Genomic DNA, 20,343 nt, shown 5'->3' with positions numbered 1-20,343 from the left:
CTGTTATGCACAAAATCATTCACTTTTGTTTACCCTTTATTCTGCTGTTATCAGCCAGCCCCGTGCTTGCCACAGTGGTTGTGTTTGAGGCCGGTTTTGGCCAAACAGCACAAAGCTGGGGTCCTCTGTTAAAACACCTGCCAGCCGATTATAAAGTAATAACCTATACCCGCCCGAGTATTGCCAAAGCGAATGCAAAACCCACCAGCATTGCCGAGGACGTGCAGCATCTGATTAGCCGGCTTAAGCCTTTTCAGGGTGAGGAGATCGTTCTGGTAGGCCATTCCTACGGCGGGCTGATTGTTTCGCAGGTCGCTGAGCTTACTCCCGAATTAATCCACGGTGTAGTGTTACTTGAGCCTACCGTACTCAGCCAGCGACGGCAGTTTAAAGCCATTGATAGCCAGCGTATTGCCAAAGATGACGAGATGATGCGGCAGTACCTGCCTGCCCACCTGTTGGCCCAGTATCAATTATTGATTCAACAACTCGACGATGCCGCTATCGACACCTATCCATTGCCCGCACAGTTACCCGTAGTTTTGTTCACTTCCACCCGCCGCGCAGCAGACCCCTTATTTTTTGAAGAAACCGAGCAAGGCAAACAGCAGTGGCTTACCTTGCATCAGGCGCTGATTGCTAATTCAGAGCAGGCCTGGCATATCCGTTCAAAACAATTTGGCCACCAACCCCATAAAGACCAACCGGTTGTCGTGGCTCAAGCAATTACCCAACTGTTATCGCACAAAAATTGACTTTGTCATGCACAACGGGGTCAGACTTTGCTAATCTGCCAACTGGTTCCCCGTATAAGGAAATACTTATGGCAAAGAGCAAATTGATCATGCTGGCCGTGGCAGTCCTGTTGCTTGCTGGTTGTGCCGATCAAATGACCTTTGAGGAGGCGCAGCAGGCCGATAAAGTGGGCTTTTTACACGGCTTGTGGCACGGGCTGATCATTATTTTTTCCTGGCTCGCCTCATTAATATTCGATGACGTAGCAATCTATGCCATTTACAACAATGGCGGTTGGTACGATTTCGGCTTTGTACTGGGCGTGGGCGGTCTGAGTTTTAGCTCTGGTTTATTTAACAGCTCAGAATCCTAAAGCGAGGATTTCCGCCTTAGTGGTGATCAACGCATTGCCAAATAATACTTTTTAGGCGGTTTGCCGTAGTGATTAAACAGCAGTGTAGGGATTTCATCGCGAGTATTGTTTGCCGTTACGTATTTTGTAGTAGGATGCGTATAACTCATTAGATAAAGGGAAGCGTAATGAAAAAAGTTCTTATCGTTTTATTGGTAGTGATTGCCGCCATTGTGGGTGGCGTGGTGTATCTCGCCAGCGGTGCCAATGAATTTATCCGCTCGCAGATAGAAACCCAGGGAACTAAATATTTAGACACCCCGGTGAGCGTGGCTTCGGTAGATTTGTCGTTCAGTGAAGGCCGCCTGACCATCAACGATATCGACGTGGAGAATCCGGATGGTTTTAGCGACGAAGACGCTCTCAGCCTCACTGGTATTACCCTGGACTTAGGCGGTTCAACCGAAGAGCCTTACCGTATTCAGGAGGTCACCGTAGACGGCCCGGAAATCCTGTATGAACTGGATAGCAGCGGCCAGGGCAACCTGGTAGTGCTTAAGAACAACCTGACCGCCAACCTGCCTGAAGGCGGCAATGAGCAACCTGCCGAGCCTTCATCACCCAGCCCAAAGTTGATTGTCGACCAGGTCACCGTTAGTAACGCTAAATTGGTGCTGAATTTTGAAAACCTCGACACCGGAGAATTTGAGATTGATAAAAAGGCTTATGAAGTCACGCTGCCAACCTTTAACGCCGGTTCAATTGGTAAGCCCGACGGTTTGCCGGCTGACCAGGTGGGTGCTGCTATTGTGCAACAAATGCTGGATAACGCCATTAAACAGGCAAAAGCCGAAGCGAAAAAAGTGGTAGCCGATAAAGCCAAAGAAAAACTTGAGGAAGAAAAAGACAAGTTAATGGAAAAAGGCAAAGACAAACTTAACGGTCTGTTCAACTAGCCGTTCTCCTGCTACCGAACAATACACGACGGACGTTCCAGACGTCCGTCGCTTACCGCCTGCTACATGTGCTGTTCAATAGCCACTTCAACACTTTCCGTGACATCCGGCCCTTCGATAGTCAGCCACATCTGACCGTCCTGTACAGTAACCTGAATTTGCATTGAGCGTTGCACGACGTTTTCCAGCGTGGAAGCCAGTTCTTCAGGCACCGTAAACACCGAGAGATTCTTGCGGGTTTGCAGCTTGTTTTGTTCCTTTTTCCACCAGGCATCAAAGCTGTTGTCGGCGTAGGAGTAAATCAGCATCTGCTGGCTTTGATTACAGCCTTTCTTAATACGTTGTTCTGAGGGTTGGCCTAATTCAATCCACAGCTCAATCTCATCACTGAAGTTCTTTTGCCACAGGTCCGGTTCATCATCATCGGATAATCCCTTAGTGAACTGCAGTCGCTCATGCGCGTTCACGATGAACGCAATAATTCGCAGCATCATACGCGCATCATTTTCAGACGGATGCCGGGCAATGGTCAGGTTATGGTCGTTGTAATAGTTGCGGTCCATATCGGTGATCGACAGGTCTGCTTTAAAAATGGTTGCTTTAAGTGCCATGGTGATCCTGAATAGTGAACAATGAGAACGGCAGATGGCGCAAAAATTAATGTCGCCGGATAACGTGGCGCTATATTAGCAGCAATTCTGCCAGGGCGTACGCTACGCAGATTAAAATTTACTGAAATCGCGTTTAATTACGCACTGCTTCGCGTACAGAGGAACGACGAAAATCTGTGATTTTCGGCTGGGTAATGAGTGACCGTTATGCCAGTGGCATAACGCAGCACGAAGAACGACACGCCCGGATGGCGTGGCTGGACGGTGCTACAGGGATGTAATACACATATGAACTGTTAGCGGGAGCTTTATTAATTAAACAGTCACCAACAGGTCTTGTCCTGCTAGTTTTATAAATCGGGAGTTTGATTTTTTGAGAGTCTTTCGAGGAATGGTGCCCAGGGGTGGGTGAAGCCGTACGTTTTATGCGAAGCTCTGCTTCGCGTACGGATGAACGACGAAAATCTGCGATTTTCGGCTGGAATAGTCCGCCGATTTGATAAAAGCTTGAATTTATCTAGAAATAGGAAGTTTAAAACGTCTTTCGAGGAATGGTGCCCAGGGGCGGACTTGAACCGCCACGACCGTGAGGTCACTAGCACCTGAAGCTAGCGTGTCTACCAATTTCACCACCTGGGCCTTTGCGTTTAGCTCGTTGCTCAACGCGGGCGGAAAGATACGCTCTTGGGCTAATCTTGTCAATCACTTATTCGAACTTTTTCCTAAATTTTTGCATCCGACTGCCTGAGTGTGGGCAATATCCTGCAAACTCATCTTGCCGCTGGGGTCCATGCTGTAATATTGCGCAAACCAGAGCTGCAAAGTGGCCATCGCATCATCAAGGGCGTTGTGCGCGGGCGCCAGCGGTAAATTTAATCGCTGCCGACAAACAGTCAGGGTAGCGCTGTTAGGCGGCAGTACGTCGTGCTGTTTTTGCAACTGATACACCGCCAGCTTCAACGTATCAATGGTAATCACCTCTGGCAGATACATATCGTTAGCGGCCAGCACTTTATCCAGTACAGCTAAGTCCAGCCCGGCGTTATGAAATACCCAGACATGGGTTTGCGCATACGGCACCAGTTGCTCAAGCGCCTCTTTAATATGTGCTCCCCGGGCAATTTCATCAGCTGTCAGGCCATGGATAACCGGGCTTTGTTCCAAATCGCCGGATGCCCTGACCACCGCATAATAGCAATTGCTCAGATCGATACTGCCCGCTTTCCCTTCAGTCCAGCCAATCGACGTTATCTTGGCTTTCTGTGGGTCCAGCGAGGTCAGTTCCAGATCCACCGCCAGCAAGGGGACATCCCTGAGCATTTGGTGTTTACGACTCTCTGGTAGCGCTGCTCCGCCGCTCAGCCACTGCTGTATGCGCCGCCAGATTGGAGGCTGTTGTGGTGTCGACATATCAGGACATTCCACCAGAGAACTTCATAACAGCGGCCTGTTGGGCTCGCTCTATGGCTTGAAAAGCCGCCTTAAGCTGGTGTTTTTCAATCGACGACAAGTCGCTCACAGACACCAGATTATTGGTCACTTTATTATGTAGCTGATGACGCCAGCGCAGGCGGTTTAAGAACAACCAGATATCCCGCAGGTTATCTGCATCGCGGCTCGATAGTCCGGCGCCGGCCGGCAGCGCGGCAAGCCGCCCCAGGGTGGACGGCATGGTCAGGCCGTTTGCCAGCGCATAAAGCCGCACCAGGTTATTAATAATGGCAATAGCCCTCACCTTCAGGTCTATGGCATCTTTAACGGTGTGACCTTTTTCATAGGTAAACTTCTTAAACATCGACAGGGGCACCGAGGCATCATTGGCCTGACGTGCCAGCGCGGCCAAAAACATAGGCTGCTTCAATAAAGGCGCCCGGGCCATCTGCATTTTTCTGAATAAATCCACATCACCGGCTGCCGCCCGGGCATCCAGGAAAATATTAAAATACATAATGGCTTTATTGGTAGGCTGAGCTACCCAGCCTTTAGCTTCATCTACTGCGGCATCAAGCGATAGCCTGAGATCCGGGTTACTAGCCATAATATTGCCCGGGCACAGTTTTATCCCGCATTTACCAAGTCCGTTACATACATACTCGGCCATACCAGCAAAATACTCAGCTTCCTCCTGATTAGGCTCGCGCTCCAGTAATAAGCCGTTATCCTGATCTGACCCCATGGTCTGATCTTCCCGGGCCTGAGAGCCATACACTATCCAGGCAAAATCAAGCGGAGCGGGACCGTGTTGCTGCTGGTAGTAACTAATCAGTTTGCGGGTCATGATATCGGTGGCCTGTGCAAGTACTTTACCGGCAATATCAAAGTCCCCGGGTCGCTTGGCATGGGTGGCGAAGTAATGAGGCATTTGCCAGGACAGACGGGTAAGTTCGTAAAGGTTTTCAGCCTTGGACAGCTCACCAATCACAAACAACACATTACCCTTTTGATGCCGTATTACATCGGATGCGGTGACCATCCCCATCGGCTCCCGGGTGGTGCGATCGACAACCGGAAGATGGTGGATGTTACGCTCCGTCATCAGCGCCATGGCATCAAACATAGTGCGGTTCTGAATAATCATGGCCGGTTTTTCTGTCATGATAGATTTGACCGGCAGACCAACATCCAGGCCGGTGGCTACTACCCTGTTACGTAAATCACGGTCGGTCACTATGCCAGCCAGTTTGTCATTTTCGGTGATCAGCAACGACGACACATTACTCTCTGACATCACCTCGGCAGCTTGCTGTACAGACAGATTCACATCTATTTTTACCGGTGCACGCTCAATCACTTCAGACAGGGCTTTATACAGCCACATGGAGTTTGAGTCCTGCACCGCCTGATTTTGCAGGGCCTCACTTTTGGTGCCCAGGAAGAAGTTGGCGATTTCCGGCATTTCCAGGGATTTTTTAAACGCGGCCTCGCTAAACGAATACACCAGCCCGGGAGAGTCCACTTCGACTTCCAACGGGTAGGTCACACCATCAATCAGGGCATGAAAACCAAAGTAATCGCCTTCACTTAAGTGGCGCTGGGGTCCGTCACTGTCTTTCACCGAGAACTGGCCGCTTTGAATAAGAAACAGACGACCGGCATTTTCCTTGAGTAGCGTTTCCTGGCTTTCCTTAGCCAGGTAGATAAGCCGCGCTTTTTGCGCCAGCTCTTCGCGCAATTCATTTTTCAACTGGTCAAACGGTGCTGACGTTTTCAGAAAATCGATAACTTGCTGTGGCGTGCTACTCATAAGCTGTCCCCGGTCGCGTTTTTCTCTTTTAGTAGATACAGCATAGCGGGTTTTAGCCAGTAACAAACTGTGCTGGATCAACCCTGTTTATGCCTGAATTGCCTGCTTAAAAAGCAACTCAGGGATAAATAAAGAAGGCCCACCACAAGGTGAGCCTTTTCTTAATTAAATGTTAGTCAATCTTAGTGAGCCGAAGCTTCACCCGCACCTTTCGGGAAGCGGATACTTTCAACCATTTCCTGGATTTCCTGAGGTGCTTCATCAGTCATCTTGAACACGCCGTAAGCTACTGCGAAGTTCACCAGCATACCCAGGGTACCGATACCCTCAGGTGAAATGCCGAACCACCAGTTAGCAGGTACGTTAGCCGCCGGGTTCACAAACTTGAAGTAGATGATATAGGCGGCGGTAAACGCGATACCCGAGACCATACCTGCCACAGCACCTTTATCATTCATACGCTTGCTAAAGATACCCATAATGATGGCAGGGAAGAAGCTCGAGGCCGCGAGACCGAACGCGAAGGCGACCACCTGCGCGACGAATCCTGGCGGGTTAATACCAAAGTAACCGGCAATAACAATCGCCACACCGGCTGCCAGTCGGGCATAGCCCAGCTCAGCTTTATCGGAGATGTTTGGCGCAAAGTTTCGTTTCAGTAAGTCGTGCGATACCGAGGTAGAGATTACCAGCAGCAGACCCGCTGAAGTAGACAGTGCCGCGGCTACACCACCAGCTGCCACCAGCGCGATTACCCAGGCCGGCAGATTGGCGATTTCAGGGTTAGCCAGCACCATGATGTCACGGTCAACTTTCACTTCGTTAGCGCTGTTAGGGTCGGTAATGCTACCCGCTGCATAGTACATGTTGCCATCACCATTCTTATCGTTAAATTCGATAAGGCCGGTTTTTTCCCAGTTCTTAATCCAGGTAGGCGCTTCAGCGTAAGGCGTACCCGCCAGATCCGGACCATTGATGGTTTCAATCATATTTACGCGGCCAAATGAAGCCAGTGCCGGTGCAGTGGTATATAGGATAGCGATGAAGACCAGCGCCCAACCCGCACTCTTACGTGCATCACGAACTTTAGGTACAGTGAAGAAACGTACGATTACATGAGGCAGACCCGCAGTACCTACCATCAGTGCGAAGGTAATAAAGAATACGTCAATGGTGCTCTTCGTTCCGGTGGTATACTCAGCAAATCCAAGTGCCAGTGAAATCTGGTCCAGTTTCTCCAGCATGTACATCCCGGACCCGTCAGCCAGCGTTGCACCGAAGGCAGTTTGTGGCAGAATGTGACCAGTCACCATTACAGAAATAAATACACAAGGTACTAAGTAAGCAAAAATCAATACGCAGTACTGGGCAACCTGAGTGTAGGTGATGCCTTTCATACCACCCAGTACAGTGTAGAAGAATACAATTGCCATACCGATAACCACACCGGTAACAATATCAACTTCAAGGAAGCGGCTGAATACTACGCCAACACCACGCATCTGACCGGCAACATAAGTAAAGCTTACGAAGATGGCACAGAATACCGCCACAGTACGTGCGGTTTGTGAGTAGTAGCGATCACCAATGAAATCCGGTACAGTAAATTTACCGAATTTACGTAAGTACGGTGCCAGACATAACGCCAGCAGTACATAACCACCGGTCCAGCCCATCAGGTAAACCGCGCCGTCGTAACCCATAAAGGAAATCAGACCGGCCATAGAAATAAATGATGCGGCTGACATCCAGTCCGCTGCGGTTGCCATACCGTTAAGGACAGGTGGAACACCACCGCCGGCAACATAAAAGTCGTTGGTTGAACCAGCGCGAGCCCAAATCGCAATAGCGATATACAGGGCAAACGAGGCGCCAACGATGATAAAGGTTAATAATTGTACATCCATTGGATTACTCCTCGTCTACGCCGTATTTTTTGTCTAACGCATTCATTTTGGCCATATACACAAAAATGAGTACCACAAACACGTATATTGCACCTTGCTGTGCAAACCAGAATCCCAGCTTAAAGCCAAAGAATTGGATCTCGTTTAGCACATCTACTAAGAGAATGCCGGCGCCAAAAGACACGACAAACCAGACTACTAACAATTTGGCGAGGATGGAGAGATTCTCCTTCCAATACGCCGTTTTGTCGTCATCACTTTTAAATGCCATCTTTCCGTCCTCATCAACAGGTTAATTCGATGTTCTATTTTTACATTTTCCTAACGGAGAGCTTCTCAGGCGACTTTAGCGCTTACTTTAGCAATCCCAAACCGCCAAAATCGCCTAAAAACCGCATAATTAGGAGCTTCGGATATACTCTAGACGGGCATGACAATTCAAGAAATGAGACCATGGTCGTAGGTCAGGTCTTAGGGGGTTGGTTATAATGCAGTCAGATTTGTTAAAAACCTGTTAGGACAAGGCATGACGTTCGGTTGGGTTTCGCTCGCACTCGTTTATTTATTTTTATTATTCTATATCGCCAGCTGGGGAGATAAGAATTCTCCCACTGCCAGATGGATAACCTCACACCCGGTGATCTACTCGCTGGCACTGGCCATTTACTGTACCGCCTGGACCTTTTTTGGCGCGGTAGGCCAGGCATCGCGCGATACCTGGATATATTTACCTATTTTACTTGGGCCTGTATTGGTTTACGTGCTCGGCTACCGGTTTATTTATAAACTGACACTGGTCAGCAAAAAGCAGCATATCAACACTATTGCTGACTTTATTGCGTCCCGGTATGGCAAACGTCAGGCGGTTGCCCTGTTGGTGACCATCATCGCTTTGATGGCTACCATTCCGTACATAGCGCTGCAATTAAAAGCCATAGGTGCCACCTTTAAACTGTTAACCAATCAGCCTAACAGCCAGTTTATTATTGTCCTGGCCACCGCCTTTATTGCCCTGTTTGCCATTTATTTTGGGACTAAGCAAACCGACGTTACCGAATACCGCCGCGGCTTAATTCTGGCCATTTCCTTTGAATCTTCAATTAAACTGTTAGCGCTGGTTCTTGTAGCCATCGTCGGCTATCAGGCGTGGTACGAGCAGGAAACCAGGCCAATCCTGGAAGACTTCCTTACCACTGAGGCGTTGTCTCAGTTTTCTTCTTTTACCTTTTTTGCTCAGGTTATTATGGCTGCCGCGGCGGTCATTTGTTTGCCCCGTCAGTTTCATGTAGCGATCGTTGATAACCTGAGCCTGAACCATTTAAAAACCGCACGCTGGTTGTTCCCGCTGTATCTGGCAATCACAGCAGCAGTTATTCCTATTATTGCTATGGCCGGGCAGTCTGTATTCGCCGATAACCCTATTGAGCCGGATACGTACGTGTTATCGCTGGCTATGTTCTCAGAGTCTTTCCTGCTCCAGGTGATCGTATTCGTAGGGGGGTTATCTGCTGCCACGGCAATGATTATTGTGGCCACTTTAACCCTCAGTACTATGCTGACCAACGACGTGGTTCTGCCCCGGTTGCTGGCGGTTAAACAGCATTCCGCCTCCTACGGCGACTATGGTAAACGTATCCGTTTAATCAGGCGTATTATCATCGGCATTATTCTGCTGCTGGCGTTTTTATACCATCAGCAAATGACCGGCAGTCGTTCGCTCCACTCCATAGGGTTAATTGCTTTTTCACTGGTAATTCAGCTGATGCCCGCTGTGATTGGCGGTTTGTACTGGAAACGAGGCCATGCTCACGGCGTCTATGCCGGGCTGGTGGTGGGCCTCATTACCTGGGTGCTGTGGCTGGTTTTGCCGATCGTTAATGTTTCCTCGTCAGACTTTGAACAAAGTGAATTGCTAAGCCAGGGCGCTATCATCAGTCTTATCGCCAACACCATCGCCTATTGCCTGTTCTCCTGGTTTGCCCCGGCCCGGTTGATTGACCGGATTCAGGCCGAAGCCTTTGTATCACCGGCCGAGGTCCGTAATACCCCGCTTAAAAATCAGAGTGTCAACGTGACCATTGCCGATTTGATCACACTGCTCTCCACGTTTATGGGCACCGGACGCTGTAAGCAACTGGTTAACGAATACCAGCAACTTCACCACACCACCATAGAAAGCTCTCAGGTACCGGATGAAGCCTTTATGGCTTTCTGCGAACGGGCACTTGGCGGAGTAATCGGGGCATCCAGTGCCAAAGCGCTAATCGACAGTGTATTACGCGGTAAAAAGCTCGACTTTACCGAAGTGATTAACTTCTTTGACGACACTACCCAGGCCATGCAGTTTAATATGACGGCCCTGCTTACCTCACTGGAAAACATGGATCAGGGTATCAGCGTCATCGACAAACACCTGAATCTGGTGGCCTGGAATAAACAGTACGCCACGCTGTACACCTACCCGGAAGACTTTTTAGTGGTCGGAATGCCGATAGAAAAACTCATTCGCTACAATGCTGAACGTGGCGAATTCGGGGTAAATGATATTGAAGACGAAATCGAGAAACGCCTGGAACATTTGCGTTCCGGTACGCCACACCGGTTTACCCGCCAGCGCAGCGACGGCCGGGTTATTGAAATGGTTGGCAACCCGCTCCCTGGTGGTGGCTTCGTAACTAGCTTTAATGACATTACCGGGCACGTGGAAATCCAGCAGGCGCTGGAAGAGTCCAATATCGACCTTGAGTTGCGCATTAAAAAGCGCACGGAAGAAGTGCACTCGATTAACGCCGAATTACGCCTCGAGATTGAGCGTCGCCGCGGCGTAGAGAAAGAACTCATCCGGGCCCGTAAACAGGCCGAAGATGCCAATGCCAGTAAAACCCGCTTTCTGGCGCTGGCCAGCCACGACGTATTACAGCCGCTAAACGCGGCCAAGCTATATGTTTCAGCCTTGCAGGAGGCTAAATTGCCGGAGGCGGTGAATAACATTGTCAACAAACTCAACCACTCGGTAACCTCCAGTGAGGCGCTGATAGCCACTCTGCTGGATATTTCCCGCCTCGATCAGGGCGAGCTCAAACCTAACCCTGAGCCGGTAAACATTAAGGATTTATGTGATCCCATTGTCGATGAATTATCTATGCGGGCTAAGGATAAAGGCCTCATCCTGCGTACCCGCATCCTGGACTGCTGGGTCTATGCCGATAAAACCTTCCTGTATCGAATTATTCAGAACCTGCTGTCTAATGCGGTGAAATACACAAACTCAGGTAAAGTACTGCTCTCTATCCGTAAACGCGGTGGCAAATTACTGATTGAAATTCGTGATACCGGCATTGGTATTTCCAAGGAGCAACAGGCGCTCATCTTTAGCGACTTCTATCGCACCAATGAAAGCTCCGAGCATGGCATCGGTCTGGGTTTGGGTGTAGTAAGACGCTTAAGCCAGCAGATGCAGTGTAAGGTAAAAGTGGAATCTGAAGTGGGCCGGGGCAGTTGTTTCTCATTAAGCTTCCCTATAACCCAGCCTCAGATCTCAAAGAATACGTCGCTGGCCAACCCCACCGCGTCCTTCCGCGGTTTAAGGGTACTGTGTGTGGACGACCAGCAGGAAAACCTCGACGCACTGCAAACCCTGTTAGAAAAATGGGGTGTCAGTACAGTGCTTGCGGATAACTGGGACGACGCTATCACTCAGGCCGATATTTTCTCGCCGCAAATTTTGCTGATGGATTACCAGCTTGGCAACGATCAGAATGGTCTGGATTTAATTGACGCTATTCGTCAGCATCTCGATATTGTGCTGCCTGCCTCACTGGTTACCGCCACTCACGATGAGGATGTAGTGACCCGCTGTAAGGAACAAGGGGTGAATTATCTGAGCAAACCCATTAAACCGGCCAAGCTGCGCGCTTTGCTGAAAAGTATGACCCGGTATATTAAATCTGCCCACTAATTGTGGGCAGCATCTCCCCGTGACAGCGGCCCTTTTTTAGGCGTATGCTATAAACAATACGGTAGACGGTGAGTGTTGTTATTACTCAATATTTATCACCGTCACGACAAATTTTATTTACTTTACATTACTCTCACACAAGGCAAAGTATGCCGTTTTTTGCCGCAACCAGAATTAGGCTGAACCATGCGAATTGCAATACTATCCCGAAATCCCCGCCTTTACTCTACCCGCCGCCTCAAAGAAGCTGCAGAGGAGCGTGGACACACCGTGGATATCATAGACACCATGCACTGCTATATGGACATTACCAGCAGCGATCCGTCGGTTCGCTATAAAGGTGAGAGACTACCTGACTATGATGCGGTTATTCCGCGCATTGGGGCATCGGTGACCTTTTATGGCACCTCGGTGGTACGTCAGTTTGAAATGATGGGCACTTACAGCATCAACGAATCGGTGGCCATCAGCCGCTCACGGGACAAACTGCGTTCTTTACAGCTTTTATCCCGTAAAGGGATTGGCATGCCCCGTACCGGCTTTGCTCACCACCCGGATAAAGTTGACGATGTTATTAAAAACGTTGGCGGCGCGCCCGTGGTGATTAAATTACTTGAGGGCACTCAGGGTATCGGCGTGGTACTGGCTGAAACTCAAAAAACGGCTGAGGCAATGATCGAAGCCTTTATGGGTCTTAATGCCAGCATTCTGGTTCAGGAATACATTAAAGAAGCCGGTGGTGCCGATATTCGCTGTTTCGTTGTTGGTGGCAAAGTAATTGCCGCAATGAAACGCCAGGCAGCACCGGGGGAGTTTCGTTCTAATCTGCACCGTGGTGGTTCAGCCAGCCTGGTTCGCTTGTCGCCAGCAGAGCGAAAAACCGCTATCAACGCCGCGAAAACCATGGGCTTAAACTGTTGTGGTGTAGACATTTTACGTTCTTCACGCGGTCCCGTGGTGATGGAAGTAAACTCCTCGCCCGGTTTGGAGGGTATCGAAAAAGCGACCAGCAAAGATGTGGCCAGCATGATTATTCAATTTATCGAAACGTCAGCAAAGCCACATAAAACTAAAACGAAAGGAAAAGGCTGATGGCCACCAAAGGGCTTGTGATTGGCGGTGAAACCATACTGCCGGGTGAAACGAAGAAAATCGCCCTGGATATGCCGCCTCTTTATACTGCTACCAGTATGAGTATTCCGGTGTATGTGAAGCGCGGTAAGCGTGCAGGCCCTACGTTATTCGTGAGTGCGGCAATCCACGGTGATGAGCTGAACGGCATTGAAATCATTGCCCGTCTCATTAAATCCCGGGCCATCGACAGGTTAAAGGGCACACTCATCGCTGTACCAACCGTTAATGTATATGGCGTACTCAATCAGTCACGGTATTTACCCGACCGACGGGACCTGAACCGCAGCTTTCCGGGCAGTCGAAAAGGTAGCCTGGCCGGGCGTTTGGCACATTTGTTTTTTAATGAAGTGGTCAGTAAGTGTGACGTCGGTATAGACCTGCACACCGGAGCGATTCATCGCAGCAACTTACCGCAGATCCGCGCCGATCTCGACGATGAGGAAGTCCTCGCTATGGCGCAGGCCTTTGGAGTACCCGTGCTCCTAAACGCCGATATCCGTGATGGTTCGTTACGTGCTACAGCCAGTGAAGCCGGTATCAAAATTCTGTTGTACGAAGCCGGGCAGGCCCTGCGTTACGACGAGTTTTCCATTCGGGCCGGGGTAAAAGGCATTATCAACACCATGCGTCATCTGGGTATGCTCAATAAAAGCCGCGCCAAAGGTGTGCCGATTAAACCCTATATCGCCCGCTCCAGCGGTTGGGTTCGGGCGCCTGAAAGCGGCTTTATTAACCACCTGGCGCAACTGGGCGATCATGTGGAAAAAGGCGATAAACTGGCCACAATAGCCGATTCTTACGGCCAGTTTCTGGGTACCCTGACCAGCCCGTCTGAAGGCGTCGTCATCGGTAAACAGAATATTCCGCTTACCCAGGAAGGCGAGGCGATTTATCACATCGCCTATTTTAAAACACCGGATACTGTTGCAGAGCAGGTGGGAATGCTGCAAGACGATCTGGTTCCTAATGACACTACGGTGGCCTTGTAAATGAGCAAATCCAGTAAAACCAAACAAATGATTGGCGCCCTTGAATATGGCAGTATGCCAGAACTGGGGATCAGTAACTTAGTCATGCGGGTGGATACCGGCGCCGCAACGTCTTCGCTGCACGTAGACAACATCGAAGAATTCGAGCGCGACAACGAACGTTGGATCCGCTTTGATATTCACCCGGATATACACGACGTTGCCCGCACGGTACGCTGCGAAAGTAAGGTGCTCAGCCAGAAAAAAATTAAAAGCTCTACCGCTGACCGGCAGCGGCGCTATGTCATAAACACGCGCCTGCAGATGGGTACCCGGTCATGGAAAATTAAACTGACACTGACTGACCGTTCAGAAATGACGTATCTGATGCTGTTGGGCAGACAAGCCATGGTAGGAAAATTTTACGTAGATCCGGAGTACGAGTTTATCCTACCAACCCGACCATAGTGCTGCCAATGAAAGCTATCCGGAAGCACCTGCTTCCGGATTTAACCATAACTTCAGTAATTTTTGCCTAACGATTGTGCAGGAAACAAACCCATCACCTATACTGGAACAGTGATGATTACAGAAGTCTGCAGCCCATGAAGAAACTGGCCCTCTTAGCCCTTGTTGTACTTGGAATTTACTCGGTAAAGAGTAATGCCAAGGACGTTATTAGGCTACCGACCTTCACTACAGAACACCCTATTATCCAGTACCTTCATGTACAGTTGGAGCAGGCCATCAGAGCCACCGAGCAGGATTATGGTGAAACAGATGTTGTATGGTTGAAGATCCCGGTCGAAGAAGAGCGCCAACTGCGCAATCTAAACCAGGGCATTACCGATATCGCCTGGGCGACCTGCTCTGTCAAACGTAACCAGGCTTATCAACCCGTGTTAGTCCCTCAGATAGCCGGACTTTTTGGTGTTCGGGTAAGTGTCGTGCGTGAAAACGACCAGCGCTTTTCTACCATTAACTCAGTTGAAACCCTTAAAGGGTTGGTTGCAGTGCAGTCTTCAAAATGGCACGACTACGATATTCTGGTGAATAATGGCTTTACGCTATTCTCTTCAGACCGTTTTTCGGCCTACCGTGCCGTTGAGAAAGGCCTGGCCGATTACTACCCCAGGGGCATAGCTGAAGTCATTGGCGAGATGGAGATAGCCGAAACCAAAGGGCTCACGGTGGCGCCTCAACACGCGTTACGCTATCCGCTATTGTTTCTGGTTTATGTGAAAAAGAGCAATACAGAGCTCGCTGAAAGACTGACTAAGGGCTTTAACCACAACCTGGAAAACGGTAAATTTCAGACCCTGATGCAATCTCAGCAGTGGTTTCAAAACGCGAAGGAAATGTTGCAGGACAGGACTATTTTCAATCTTGTAAACAATGGCTCTATGGGTAAGTGTCTTGAAGCTGAGGAACAGTATCAGCAATTACTGCAGGCTCCCTATACCAATAATGATTAGGTAGTAGCATGAGAACACGACCACGGATAAGGTTAATCATCGCAACCCTGCTCGCCGGCTGGTTATCTTTCACGTCTGCCAGCGGTCTGGCACAACCTACCGCTTTTGGTGAAGTAAGCGAAATTCATATTCCCACTTATCAGCCGGGCACCGGTGAATTTTATTTTTACATCAAAACCTTACTGAGTCTGGCCCTGGCCCAGACTGATAACCAGTATGGCCCTGTAATACTGGTACCCGACGCCCGGGTAGTTTCTCAGGAACAACAGTTTGAAGAGTTAACCCTCGGGCTGACCGACATTACCTGGTCAATTACCACAATAAAAAGGGAGCAGCAGCACATTGCAGTGCGGGTGCCTTTAACCGCCGGCTTATTTGGTTATCGGGTGATGCTGGTACGAGAAAACGACGAGCGCTTTGCGCAGCCGCTTTCTATTGCCACCCTCAAGGCACTTACGGCAATACAGGGAACCGGCTGGCCGGACAACAGTATACTCACTTATAACGGTTTTCAGTTAATAACAGACAGCTACGATGAAACCTTTGAGAGGCTCAGTGACGGCAGTGCAGATTACTTTCCCCGAGCAGCCCATGAGGTTTTTGAAGAACTGGCGATGCGGGCATCCAGAGACCTGGTTATTGCCAGCCACATCACCCTGCAATACGATAACCCGATGTTTTTCTTTGTCTCTAAGCGCAAACCCGAGCTCGCCCGCCGGTTAGAAAAAGGGTTAGCAATTCTCGCCGCCAATGGCGACTTGTCCCGCCTGCTTACCTCCCAGCATTTCTATATCAGAGCGCGTAACCTGCTCGCAGGCAGAACGCTTATCAGTCTGGAGAACCCACTACTGTCCGATGCCACCAAAGCAGCGACAGCACGCTTCGACAGCCCGCTTGAGCACTTATTTTAAAACAACTATTTGCCTGATGTGGCCGGCGGTTCCAGTTCCAGCTGTGAAGCAATCAGAACCGCCTGGGTGCGGTTGTTGATTCCCAGCTTCTTAAAGATTGCCGTAACGTGAGCTTTTACTGTGGCTTCAGCGATATCGAGGTTATAGCCGATTTGCTTGTTAAGCAGCCCATCACGCATGTAACAAAGCACTTTGTATTGAGAAGGTGTAAGGCTTGACATTTTATCCGCCAGTTCTGAGAACTCTTCGTCGACATCTTCGATTTTTTCGCTGATTGACTCAGGCAGCCAGATGTCGCCGTCGAGGATCACCTCCACCGCTTTGGCAATGTTATCGGCACTGGTGGTTTTAGGAATAAAACCGAGCGCACCCACGCCCACAATTTTAGAGATGATGGTCGCATCTTCAGTGCCAGAAACCACCGCTACAGGTAAGTCGGGATAGAGTTTACGGATATGTAATAAGCCAAACAAATCGTTACTGCCCGGCATATGTAAATCAAGTAATAACAAGTCGACATCCTCTTTTTCGAGAATGTCGGCAGTGGCAGTAAGGTCGCCAGCCTCGAGGATAGTGAGGTCTGGCAACGACAATGACAACGCTCCCTTTAGCGCATCGCGGTATAAAGGGTGATCGTCGGCAATCAGCAGCGTTATCATTGTTACTCCGTTTACTTGTTAAGACGCTCCTCTATGAGTGTATCAACAACCGACGGATCCGCCAACGTTGACGTGTCGCCTAATTGCTCATGCTCATTAGCTGCAATCTTACGCAGGATACGACGCATAATTTTACCTGAACGGGTTTTCGGCAGACCACGCGACCATTGGATCATATCCGGTGTTGCGATTGGGCTCAGTTCGGTACGTACCCAGGCACGGATTTCTTTAGTCAGCTCGTCGTCAGGCTCCACGCCTTCATTCGGTGTGATGTACACGTAGATGCCCTGACCTTTAATATCGTGCGGATAACCCACTACCGCAGCTTCTGCCACTTTAGGGTGAGCAACCAGCGCACTTTCGATTTCTGCAGTACCTAAACGGTGGCCAGATACATTGAGTACATCATCTACGCGGCCAGTGATCCAGTAGTAACCATCTTCATCACGACGGGCACCGTCACCGGTAAAGTAAACGCCTTTATAAGCACTGAAGTAGGTATTAATGAAACGCTCGTGGTCGCCATAGACTGTGCGGGCCTGGCTAGGCCAGCTTTCTTTAATCACCAGGTTACCTTCGCTGGCGCCGTCCAGCTCTTTACCTTCTGCGTCGAACAGCGCTGGTTGAATACCGAACATCGGGCGTGAAGCAGAACCCGGCTTAAGTGGTGTTGCACCAGGCAGCGGCGTGATCATCATACCGCCGGTCTCGGTTTGCCACCAGGTATCCATAATAGGACAACGGCTTTCACCGATAACGCGGTAGTACCATTCCCAGGCTTCCGGGTTGATTGGCTCACCTACCGAACCTAACAGACGCAGAGAAGACAGATCGCAGCCTTCCACCGGCGCATCACCGTGGGCCATCAGCGCACGGATAGCAGTAGGCGCAGTATACAGAGAGTTTACTTTGTACTTTTCAACAACCTGAGCAATACGACGTACATCCGGATAAGTGGGTACACCTTCAAAGAATACCTGCGTAGCACCGTTAATCAGCGGGCCGTAGGTCATGTAGCTGTGACCGGTGATCCAACCCACATCGGCGGTACACCAGTAAATATCATCTTCGCGATAATCGAAGGCATATTTAAAGGTCATTGCCGTATATAGCAGGTAACCGCCGGTAGTGTGAACCACACCTTTAGGGGTACCGGTAGATCCTGAGGTATACAGAATAAACAGCGGATCTTCTGCGTTCATCACTTCTGGCTCGCACTGCGCAGAGCAGTCTTCTACCAGCGAGTCCCACCACACATCAACGCTGTCATCAAAGGCAACATCACCGCCCGTTAACTTATGCACGATAACGTTTGTGATAGAAGGACAGGCATCATTGGCCAGCGCGCGGTCAACGTTTGCTTTAAGCGGTACACTGCGACCGGCACGACGGCCTTCGTCACAGGTAATTACTACCTTGGCACTGCTGTCGTTAATACGGTCGGCAATAGCGTTTGGCGAGAAACCACCAAAAATGACTGAGTGCACAGCACCAATGCGCGCACACGCCAGCATGGCGTACGCTGCCTGCGGCACCATCGGCATGTAAATAGCAACGCGGTCGCCTTTTTCGACGCCCAGCTTTTTCAGGCCGTTGGCCAGCTTACAGACTTCATAATGAAGCTGTTGGAAACTAATTTCATCACTGTCTTCAGGCGAGTCGCCTTCCCAGAAAATGGCAGTTTTCTTTGCGTTTTCAGCCAGGTGACGATCAATACAGTTATAACTGGCATTGATCTCACCATCTTCGAACCATTTAATTGAGACGTCATCGGCGCCGAAGTGAGTATTTTTTACTTTTGTAGGCTTGGTATACCAATCCAGCGTGCTGGCATGTTCGCCCCAGAACCCTTCAGGATCTTCAACCGACTTCTTGTACATCTCGAAGTATTGCTCTTCAGTCAGGTGTGTAGATGCTTTGATGTCCTCTGGAACCGGGTATATCTTGCTGGCAGTCATTTGATGTGCCTCCAATTTTTTAATAAAAAGCAGTGATATTGTTGATAGATCAATGTAGCCGTTCCTGACCAAAGAAAAATGCGACTTTGGTCTTATCGAATGCGAAAATTCTATTTACTTACCATGTGTTACGACTTTCGTCTTATAGACCATCCGCTTATTTGCAATTGGTCTAAACTCATCCAAATTATTATTCGTTAACTGTATTTTTACACTTTTTTTACCAATCATCCAATTCCTGGACAAATGGGACGAGAAACATGAAAACCACTATGAAAACAATTACCCGCGCAGTAACACTGGCAGTAGCTGGCTTTGGTATGGCATCCGCCAACGCCGCTACCATCGGCTCAACAGACGTTAAATACACCGGTTACATCAAAGTAGATGGCATCTACAGTGATTACTCCAACGGTGAAGGTCATCCTCTGAACCGGGATTTTTATGTACCTTCCACTATTGCTGTTGGCGCCTCTGATGATGATATTGGCGGCCGCTTTGACGGCCAAGCAAGGCAGTCTCGCTTTCGTCTGACCACCAATACACCGGTAGATGGCGGTGACAGCATCACAGGTGTGCTGGAACTTGATTTCATGATAACCAAAGGCGACTACGACAACGAGCGGATTTCTAACTCTTATCTGCCTCGTATGCGTCACGCTTTCTTAAAATACAAAAACTGGTTAGTGGGCCAAACCTGGACCACCTTTATGGACGTGGGTGCGTTACCGGAGTCTCTGGACTTTATCGGTACCACCGATGGGATTACCTTCGGTCGTCAGGTAATGGTGCGTTATTCACAAAACGGTTTTGATTTTGCTCTGGAAAACCCGGAAACCACCGTAGTAGGTGTGGGTGCGACAGACGACAACTCAGTACCAGACGTGATTGGTGCCTACACGCATAAAGCTGACTGGGGTCACGTGAAAGTAGCCGGTATCTTACGCCAGTTATCTTATGAGGTTGGCGGTATTGATGCCTCGGATACCGGTATGGGTGTATCTATTACCTCAAAGGTAAAGTTAAGTGATACCGACGACCTGCGTTTCACTTTCTTCACAGGTAGTGGCCTTGGCCGTTATGCTGCACTGAATGCCGCGCAGGGTGCCGTGTACAACGAAGAAACCGGCAGCCTGGACGCCATTGATTCAACTGGTTACGGTGTGGCTTATCGCCACATGTGGACCGACAAAGCCCGCACCAGCATCATGTTTTCGGCCTTCGATGCCGACGCTGAGCAAGTCACTGAAGTCACCATGGTTGATTACACCGACAAAACCTACAGTGCCCGCGTAAACTACATTTATTCGATGACTAAAACCGTTACGGTGGGTGCTGAATATGCTTACGCTAAGCGTGAAACCGATGCAGGTCTTGAAGGTGATATGAGCCGCGTGCAATTTTCTGCGAAGTACGCTTTTTAAGACTACACTTTAAAAGGCAGCGTGTGCGCGCTGCCCGTTGTGTTCGGTTGT

Annotated in this window: 17 protein-coding genes and 1 tRNA gene; 10 read left to right on the top strand and 8 right to left on the bottom strand. The window is 49.5% G+C overall.

What is annotated here, in order from left to right; translation table 11 throughout:
- Positions 1-5 precede the first annotated feature (5 nt).
- The 3 genes from AC566Q_RS02375 to AC566Q_RS02365 all read left to right on the top strand — a co-directional run bounded on the left by AC566Q_RS02375 (position 6) and on the right by AC566Q_RS02365 (position 2,043).
- Entirely contained in the window at positions 6-755 is a 750-nt protein-coding gene (locus AC566Q_RS02375) for an alpha/beta fold hydrolase (protein ID WP_499613225.1), read from the top strand.
- Positions 756-823: 68 nt separating this feature from the next.
- Positions 824-1,108: a hypothetical protein gene (locus AC566Q_RS02370; protein ID WP_499613222.1), complete on the top strand. Its 285-nt coding sequence runs from the start codon at positions 824-826 to the stop codon at positions 1,106-1,108.
- Between the two features lie 167 nt (positions 1,109-1,275).
- A complete protein-coding gene (locus AC566Q_RS02365; RefSeq protein WP_499613219.1) occupies positions 1,276-2,043 on the top strand; it encodes a hypothetical protein in 768 nt (255 codons plus the stop codon).
- 62 nt (positions 2,044-2,105) lie between these two features.
- Here the strand turns inward: AC566Q_RS02365 and AC566Q_RS02360 are convergent, their stop codons facing one another.
- The 6 genes from AC566Q_RS02360 to AC566Q_RS02335 form a co-directional block, all read right to left on the bottom strand.
- Positions 2,106-2,654, bottom strand: a complete 549-nt coding sequence (locus AC566Q_RS02360) for a YaeQ family protein (protein ID WP_105933792.1) — start codon at positions 2,652-2,654, stop codon at positions 2,106-2,108.
- 552 nt (positions 2,655-3,206) lie between these two features.
- A tRNA-Leu gene (locus AC566Q_RS02355) sits at positions 3,207-3,293 on the bottom strand.
- 63 nt (positions 3,294-3,356) lie between these two features.
- Positions 3,357-4,064, bottom strand: a complete 708-nt coding sequence (locus AC566Q_RS02350; RefSeq protein ID WP_105933791.1) for a 3'-5' exonuclease — start codon at positions 4,062-4,064, stop codon at positions 3,357-3,359.
- 1 nt (position 4,065) lies between these two features.
- Entirely contained in the window at positions 4,066-5,898 is a 1,833-nt protein-coding gene (locus tag AC566Q_RS02345; RefSeq protein ID WP_499613215.1) for a putative nucleotidyltransferase substrate binding domain-containing protein, read from the bottom strand.
- 182 nt (positions 5,899-6,080) lie between these two features.
- Complete coding sequence (locus AC566Q_RS02340) at positions 6,081-7,805, bottom strand: sodium:solute symporter family protein (RefSeq protein ID WP_105933790.1); 1,725 nt, start codon at positions 7,803-7,805, stop codon at positions 6,081-6,083.
- A gap of 4 nt (positions 7,806-7,809) precedes the next feature.
- Complete coding sequence (locus AC566Q_RS02335) at positions 7,810-8,076, bottom strand: DUF4212 domain-containing protein (RefSeq protein ID WP_296050322.1); 267 nt, start codon at positions 8,074-8,076, stop codon at positions 7,810-7,812.
- Between the two features lie 255 nt (positions 8,077-8,331).
- On the opposite strand from AC566Q_RS02335, the gene AC566Q_RS02330 reads away from it, so the two are divergent.
- From AC566Q_RS02330 to AC566Q_RS02305, 6 genes are all read left to right on the top strand, one after another.
- The gene (locus AC566Q_RS02330) at positions 8,332-11,763 is read left to right on the top strand and encodes a hybrid sensor histidine kinase/response regulator (protein WP_499613212.1); all 3,432 of its coding nucleotides are present in this window, start codon (positions 8,332-8,334) and stop codon (positions 11,761-11,763) included.
- A 186-nt stretch (positions 11,764-11,949) separates the two neighbouring features.
- A complete protein-coding gene (gene rimK / locus AC566Q_RS02325; protein ID WP_499613210.1) occupies positions 11,950-12,855 on the top strand; it encodes a 30S ribosomal protein S6--L-glutamate ligase in 906 nt (301 codons plus the stop codon).
- Entirely contained in the window at positions 12,855-13,886 is a 1,032-nt protein-coding gene (locus tag AC566Q_RS02320; protein WP_499613209.1) for a succinylglutamate desuccinylase/aspartoacylase family protein, read from the top strand. Before rimK ends, AC566Q_RS02320 begins: the two co-directional genes overlap by 1 nt.
- Entirely contained in the window at positions 13,887-14,333 is a 447-nt protein-coding gene (locus AC566Q_RS02315; RefSeq protein ID WP_499613206.1) for an ATP-dependent zinc protease family protein, read from the top strand.
- Between the two features lie 137 nt (positions 14,334-14,470).
- The gene (locus tag AC566Q_RS02310; RefSeq protein ID WP_499613204.1) at positions 14,471-15,340 is read left to right on the top strand and encodes a type 2 periplasmic-binding domain-containing protein; all 870 of its coding nucleotides are present in this window, start codon (positions 14,471-14,473) and stop codon (positions 15,338-15,340) included.
- Between the two features lie 8 nt (positions 15,341-15,348).
- Entirely contained in the window at positions 15,349-16,251 is a 903-nt protein-coding gene (locus tag AC566Q_RS02305) for a transporter substrate-binding domain-containing protein (protein WP_499613201.1), read from the top strand.
- Positions 16,252-16,256: 5 nt separating this feature from the next.
- Here AC566Q_RS02305 and AC566Q_RS02300 read toward each other — a convergent pair whose 3' ends face one another.
- Both AC566Q_RS02300 and acs read right to left on the bottom strand, forming a co-directional pair.
- A complete protein-coding gene (locus tag AC566Q_RS02300; protein WP_105933782.1) occupies positions 16,257-16,910 on the bottom strand; it encodes a response regulator transcription factor in 654 nt (217 codons plus the stop codon).
- Between the two features lie 11 nt (positions 16,911-16,921).
- Complete coding sequence (gene acs / locus AC566Q_RS02295) at positions 16,922-18,868, bottom strand: acetate--CoA ligase (protein ID WP_105933781.1); 1,947 nt, start codon at positions 18,866-18,868, stop codon at positions 16,922-16,924.
- A 260-nt stretch (positions 18,869-19,128) separates the two neighbouring features.
- Here acs and AC566Q_RS02290 point away from each other — a divergent pair, with 260 nt between their 5' ends.
- A complete protein-coding gene (locus AC566Q_RS02290) occupies positions 19,129-20,292 on the top strand; it encodes a DcaP family trimeric outer membrane transporter (protein ID WP_105933780.1) in 1,164 nt (387 codons plus the stop codon).
- The last annotated feature ends 51 nt before the right edge of the window (positions 20,293-20,343 follow it).

Source organism: Alteromonas sp. H02, assembly GCF_059682525.1.
Note: the sequence above shows the minus strand (reverse complement) of the source record. Positions and strands in the feature narration are given on the sequence as shown.

What these genes read in the sequence shown, in the direction of transcription:
- AC566Q_RS02290 (WP_105933780.1), top strand. Translation starts at nt 19,129, where the DNA reads ATGAAAACCACTATGAAAACAATTACCCGCGCAGTAACACTGGCAGTA.
- AC566Q_RS02370 (WP_499613222.1), top strand. Translation starts at nt 824, where the DNA reads ATGGCAAAGAGCAAATTGATCATGCTGGCCGTGGCAGTCCTGTTGCTT.
- AC566Q_RS02350 (WP_105933791.1), bottom strand. Translation starts at nt 4,064, where the DNA reads ATGTCGACACCACAACAGCCTCCAATCTGGCGGCGCATACAGCAGTGG.
- AC566Q_RS02300 (WP_105933782.1), bottom strand. Translation starts at nt 16,910, where the DNA reads ATGATAACGCTGCTGATTGCCGACGATCACCCTTTATACCGCGATGCG.
- AC566Q_RS02365 (WP_499613219.1), top strand. Translation starts at nt 1,276, where the DNA reads ATGAAAAAAGTTCTTATCGTTTTATTGGTAGTGATTGCCGCCATTGTG.
- AC566Q_RS02335 (WP_296050322.1), bottom strand. Translation starts at nt 8,076, where the DNA reads ATGGCATTTAAAAGTGATGACGACAAAACGGCGTATTGGAAGGAGAAT.
- AC566Q_RS02315 (WP_499613206.1), top strand. Translation starts at nt 13,887, where the DNA reads ATGAGCAAATCCAGTAAAACCAAACAAATGATTGGCGCCCTTGAATAT.
- AC566Q_RS02305 (WP_499613201.1), top strand. Translation starts at nt 15,349, where the DNA reads ATGAGAACACGACCACGGATAAGGTTAATCATCGCAACCCTGCTCGCC.
- AC566Q_RS02340 (WP_105933790.1), bottom strand. Translation starts at nt 7,805, where the DNA reads ATGGATGTACAATTATTAACCTTTATCATCGTTGGCGCCTCGTTTGCC.
- AC566Q_RS02345 (WP_499613215.1), bottom strand. Translation starts at nt 5,898, where the DNA reads ATGAGTAGCACGCCACAGCAAGTTATCGATTTTCTGAAAACGTCAGCA.
- AC566Q_RS02310 (WP_499613204.1), top strand. Translation starts at nt 14,471, where the DNA reads ATGAAGAAACTGGCCCTCTTAGCCCTTGTTGTACTTGGAATTTACTCG.
- rimK (WP_499613210.1), top strand. Translation starts at nt 11,950, where the DNA reads ATGCGAATTGCAATACTATCCCGAAATCCCCGCCTTTACTCTACCCGC.
- AC566Q_RS02330 (WP_499613212.1), top strand. Translation starts at nt 8,332, where the DNA reads ATGACGTTCGGTTGGGTTTCGCTCGCACTCGTTTATTTATTTTTATTA.
- acs (WP_105933781.1), bottom strand. Translation starts at nt 18,868, where the DNA reads ATGACTGCCAGCAAGATATACCCGGTTCCAGAGGACATCAAAGCATCT.
- AC566Q_RS02360 (WP_105933792.1), bottom strand. Translation starts at nt 2,654, where the DNA reads ATGGCACTTAAAGCAACCATTTTTAAAGCAGACCTGTCGATCACCGAT.
- AC566Q_RS02375 (WP_499613225.1), top strand. Translation starts at nt 6, where the DNA reads ATGCACAAAATCATTCACTTTTGTTTACCCTTTATTCTGCTGTTATCA.
- AC566Q_RS02320 (WP_499613209.1), top strand. Translation starts at nt 12,855, where the DNA reads ATGGCCACCAAAGGGCTTGTGATTGGCGGTGAAACCATACTGCCGGGT.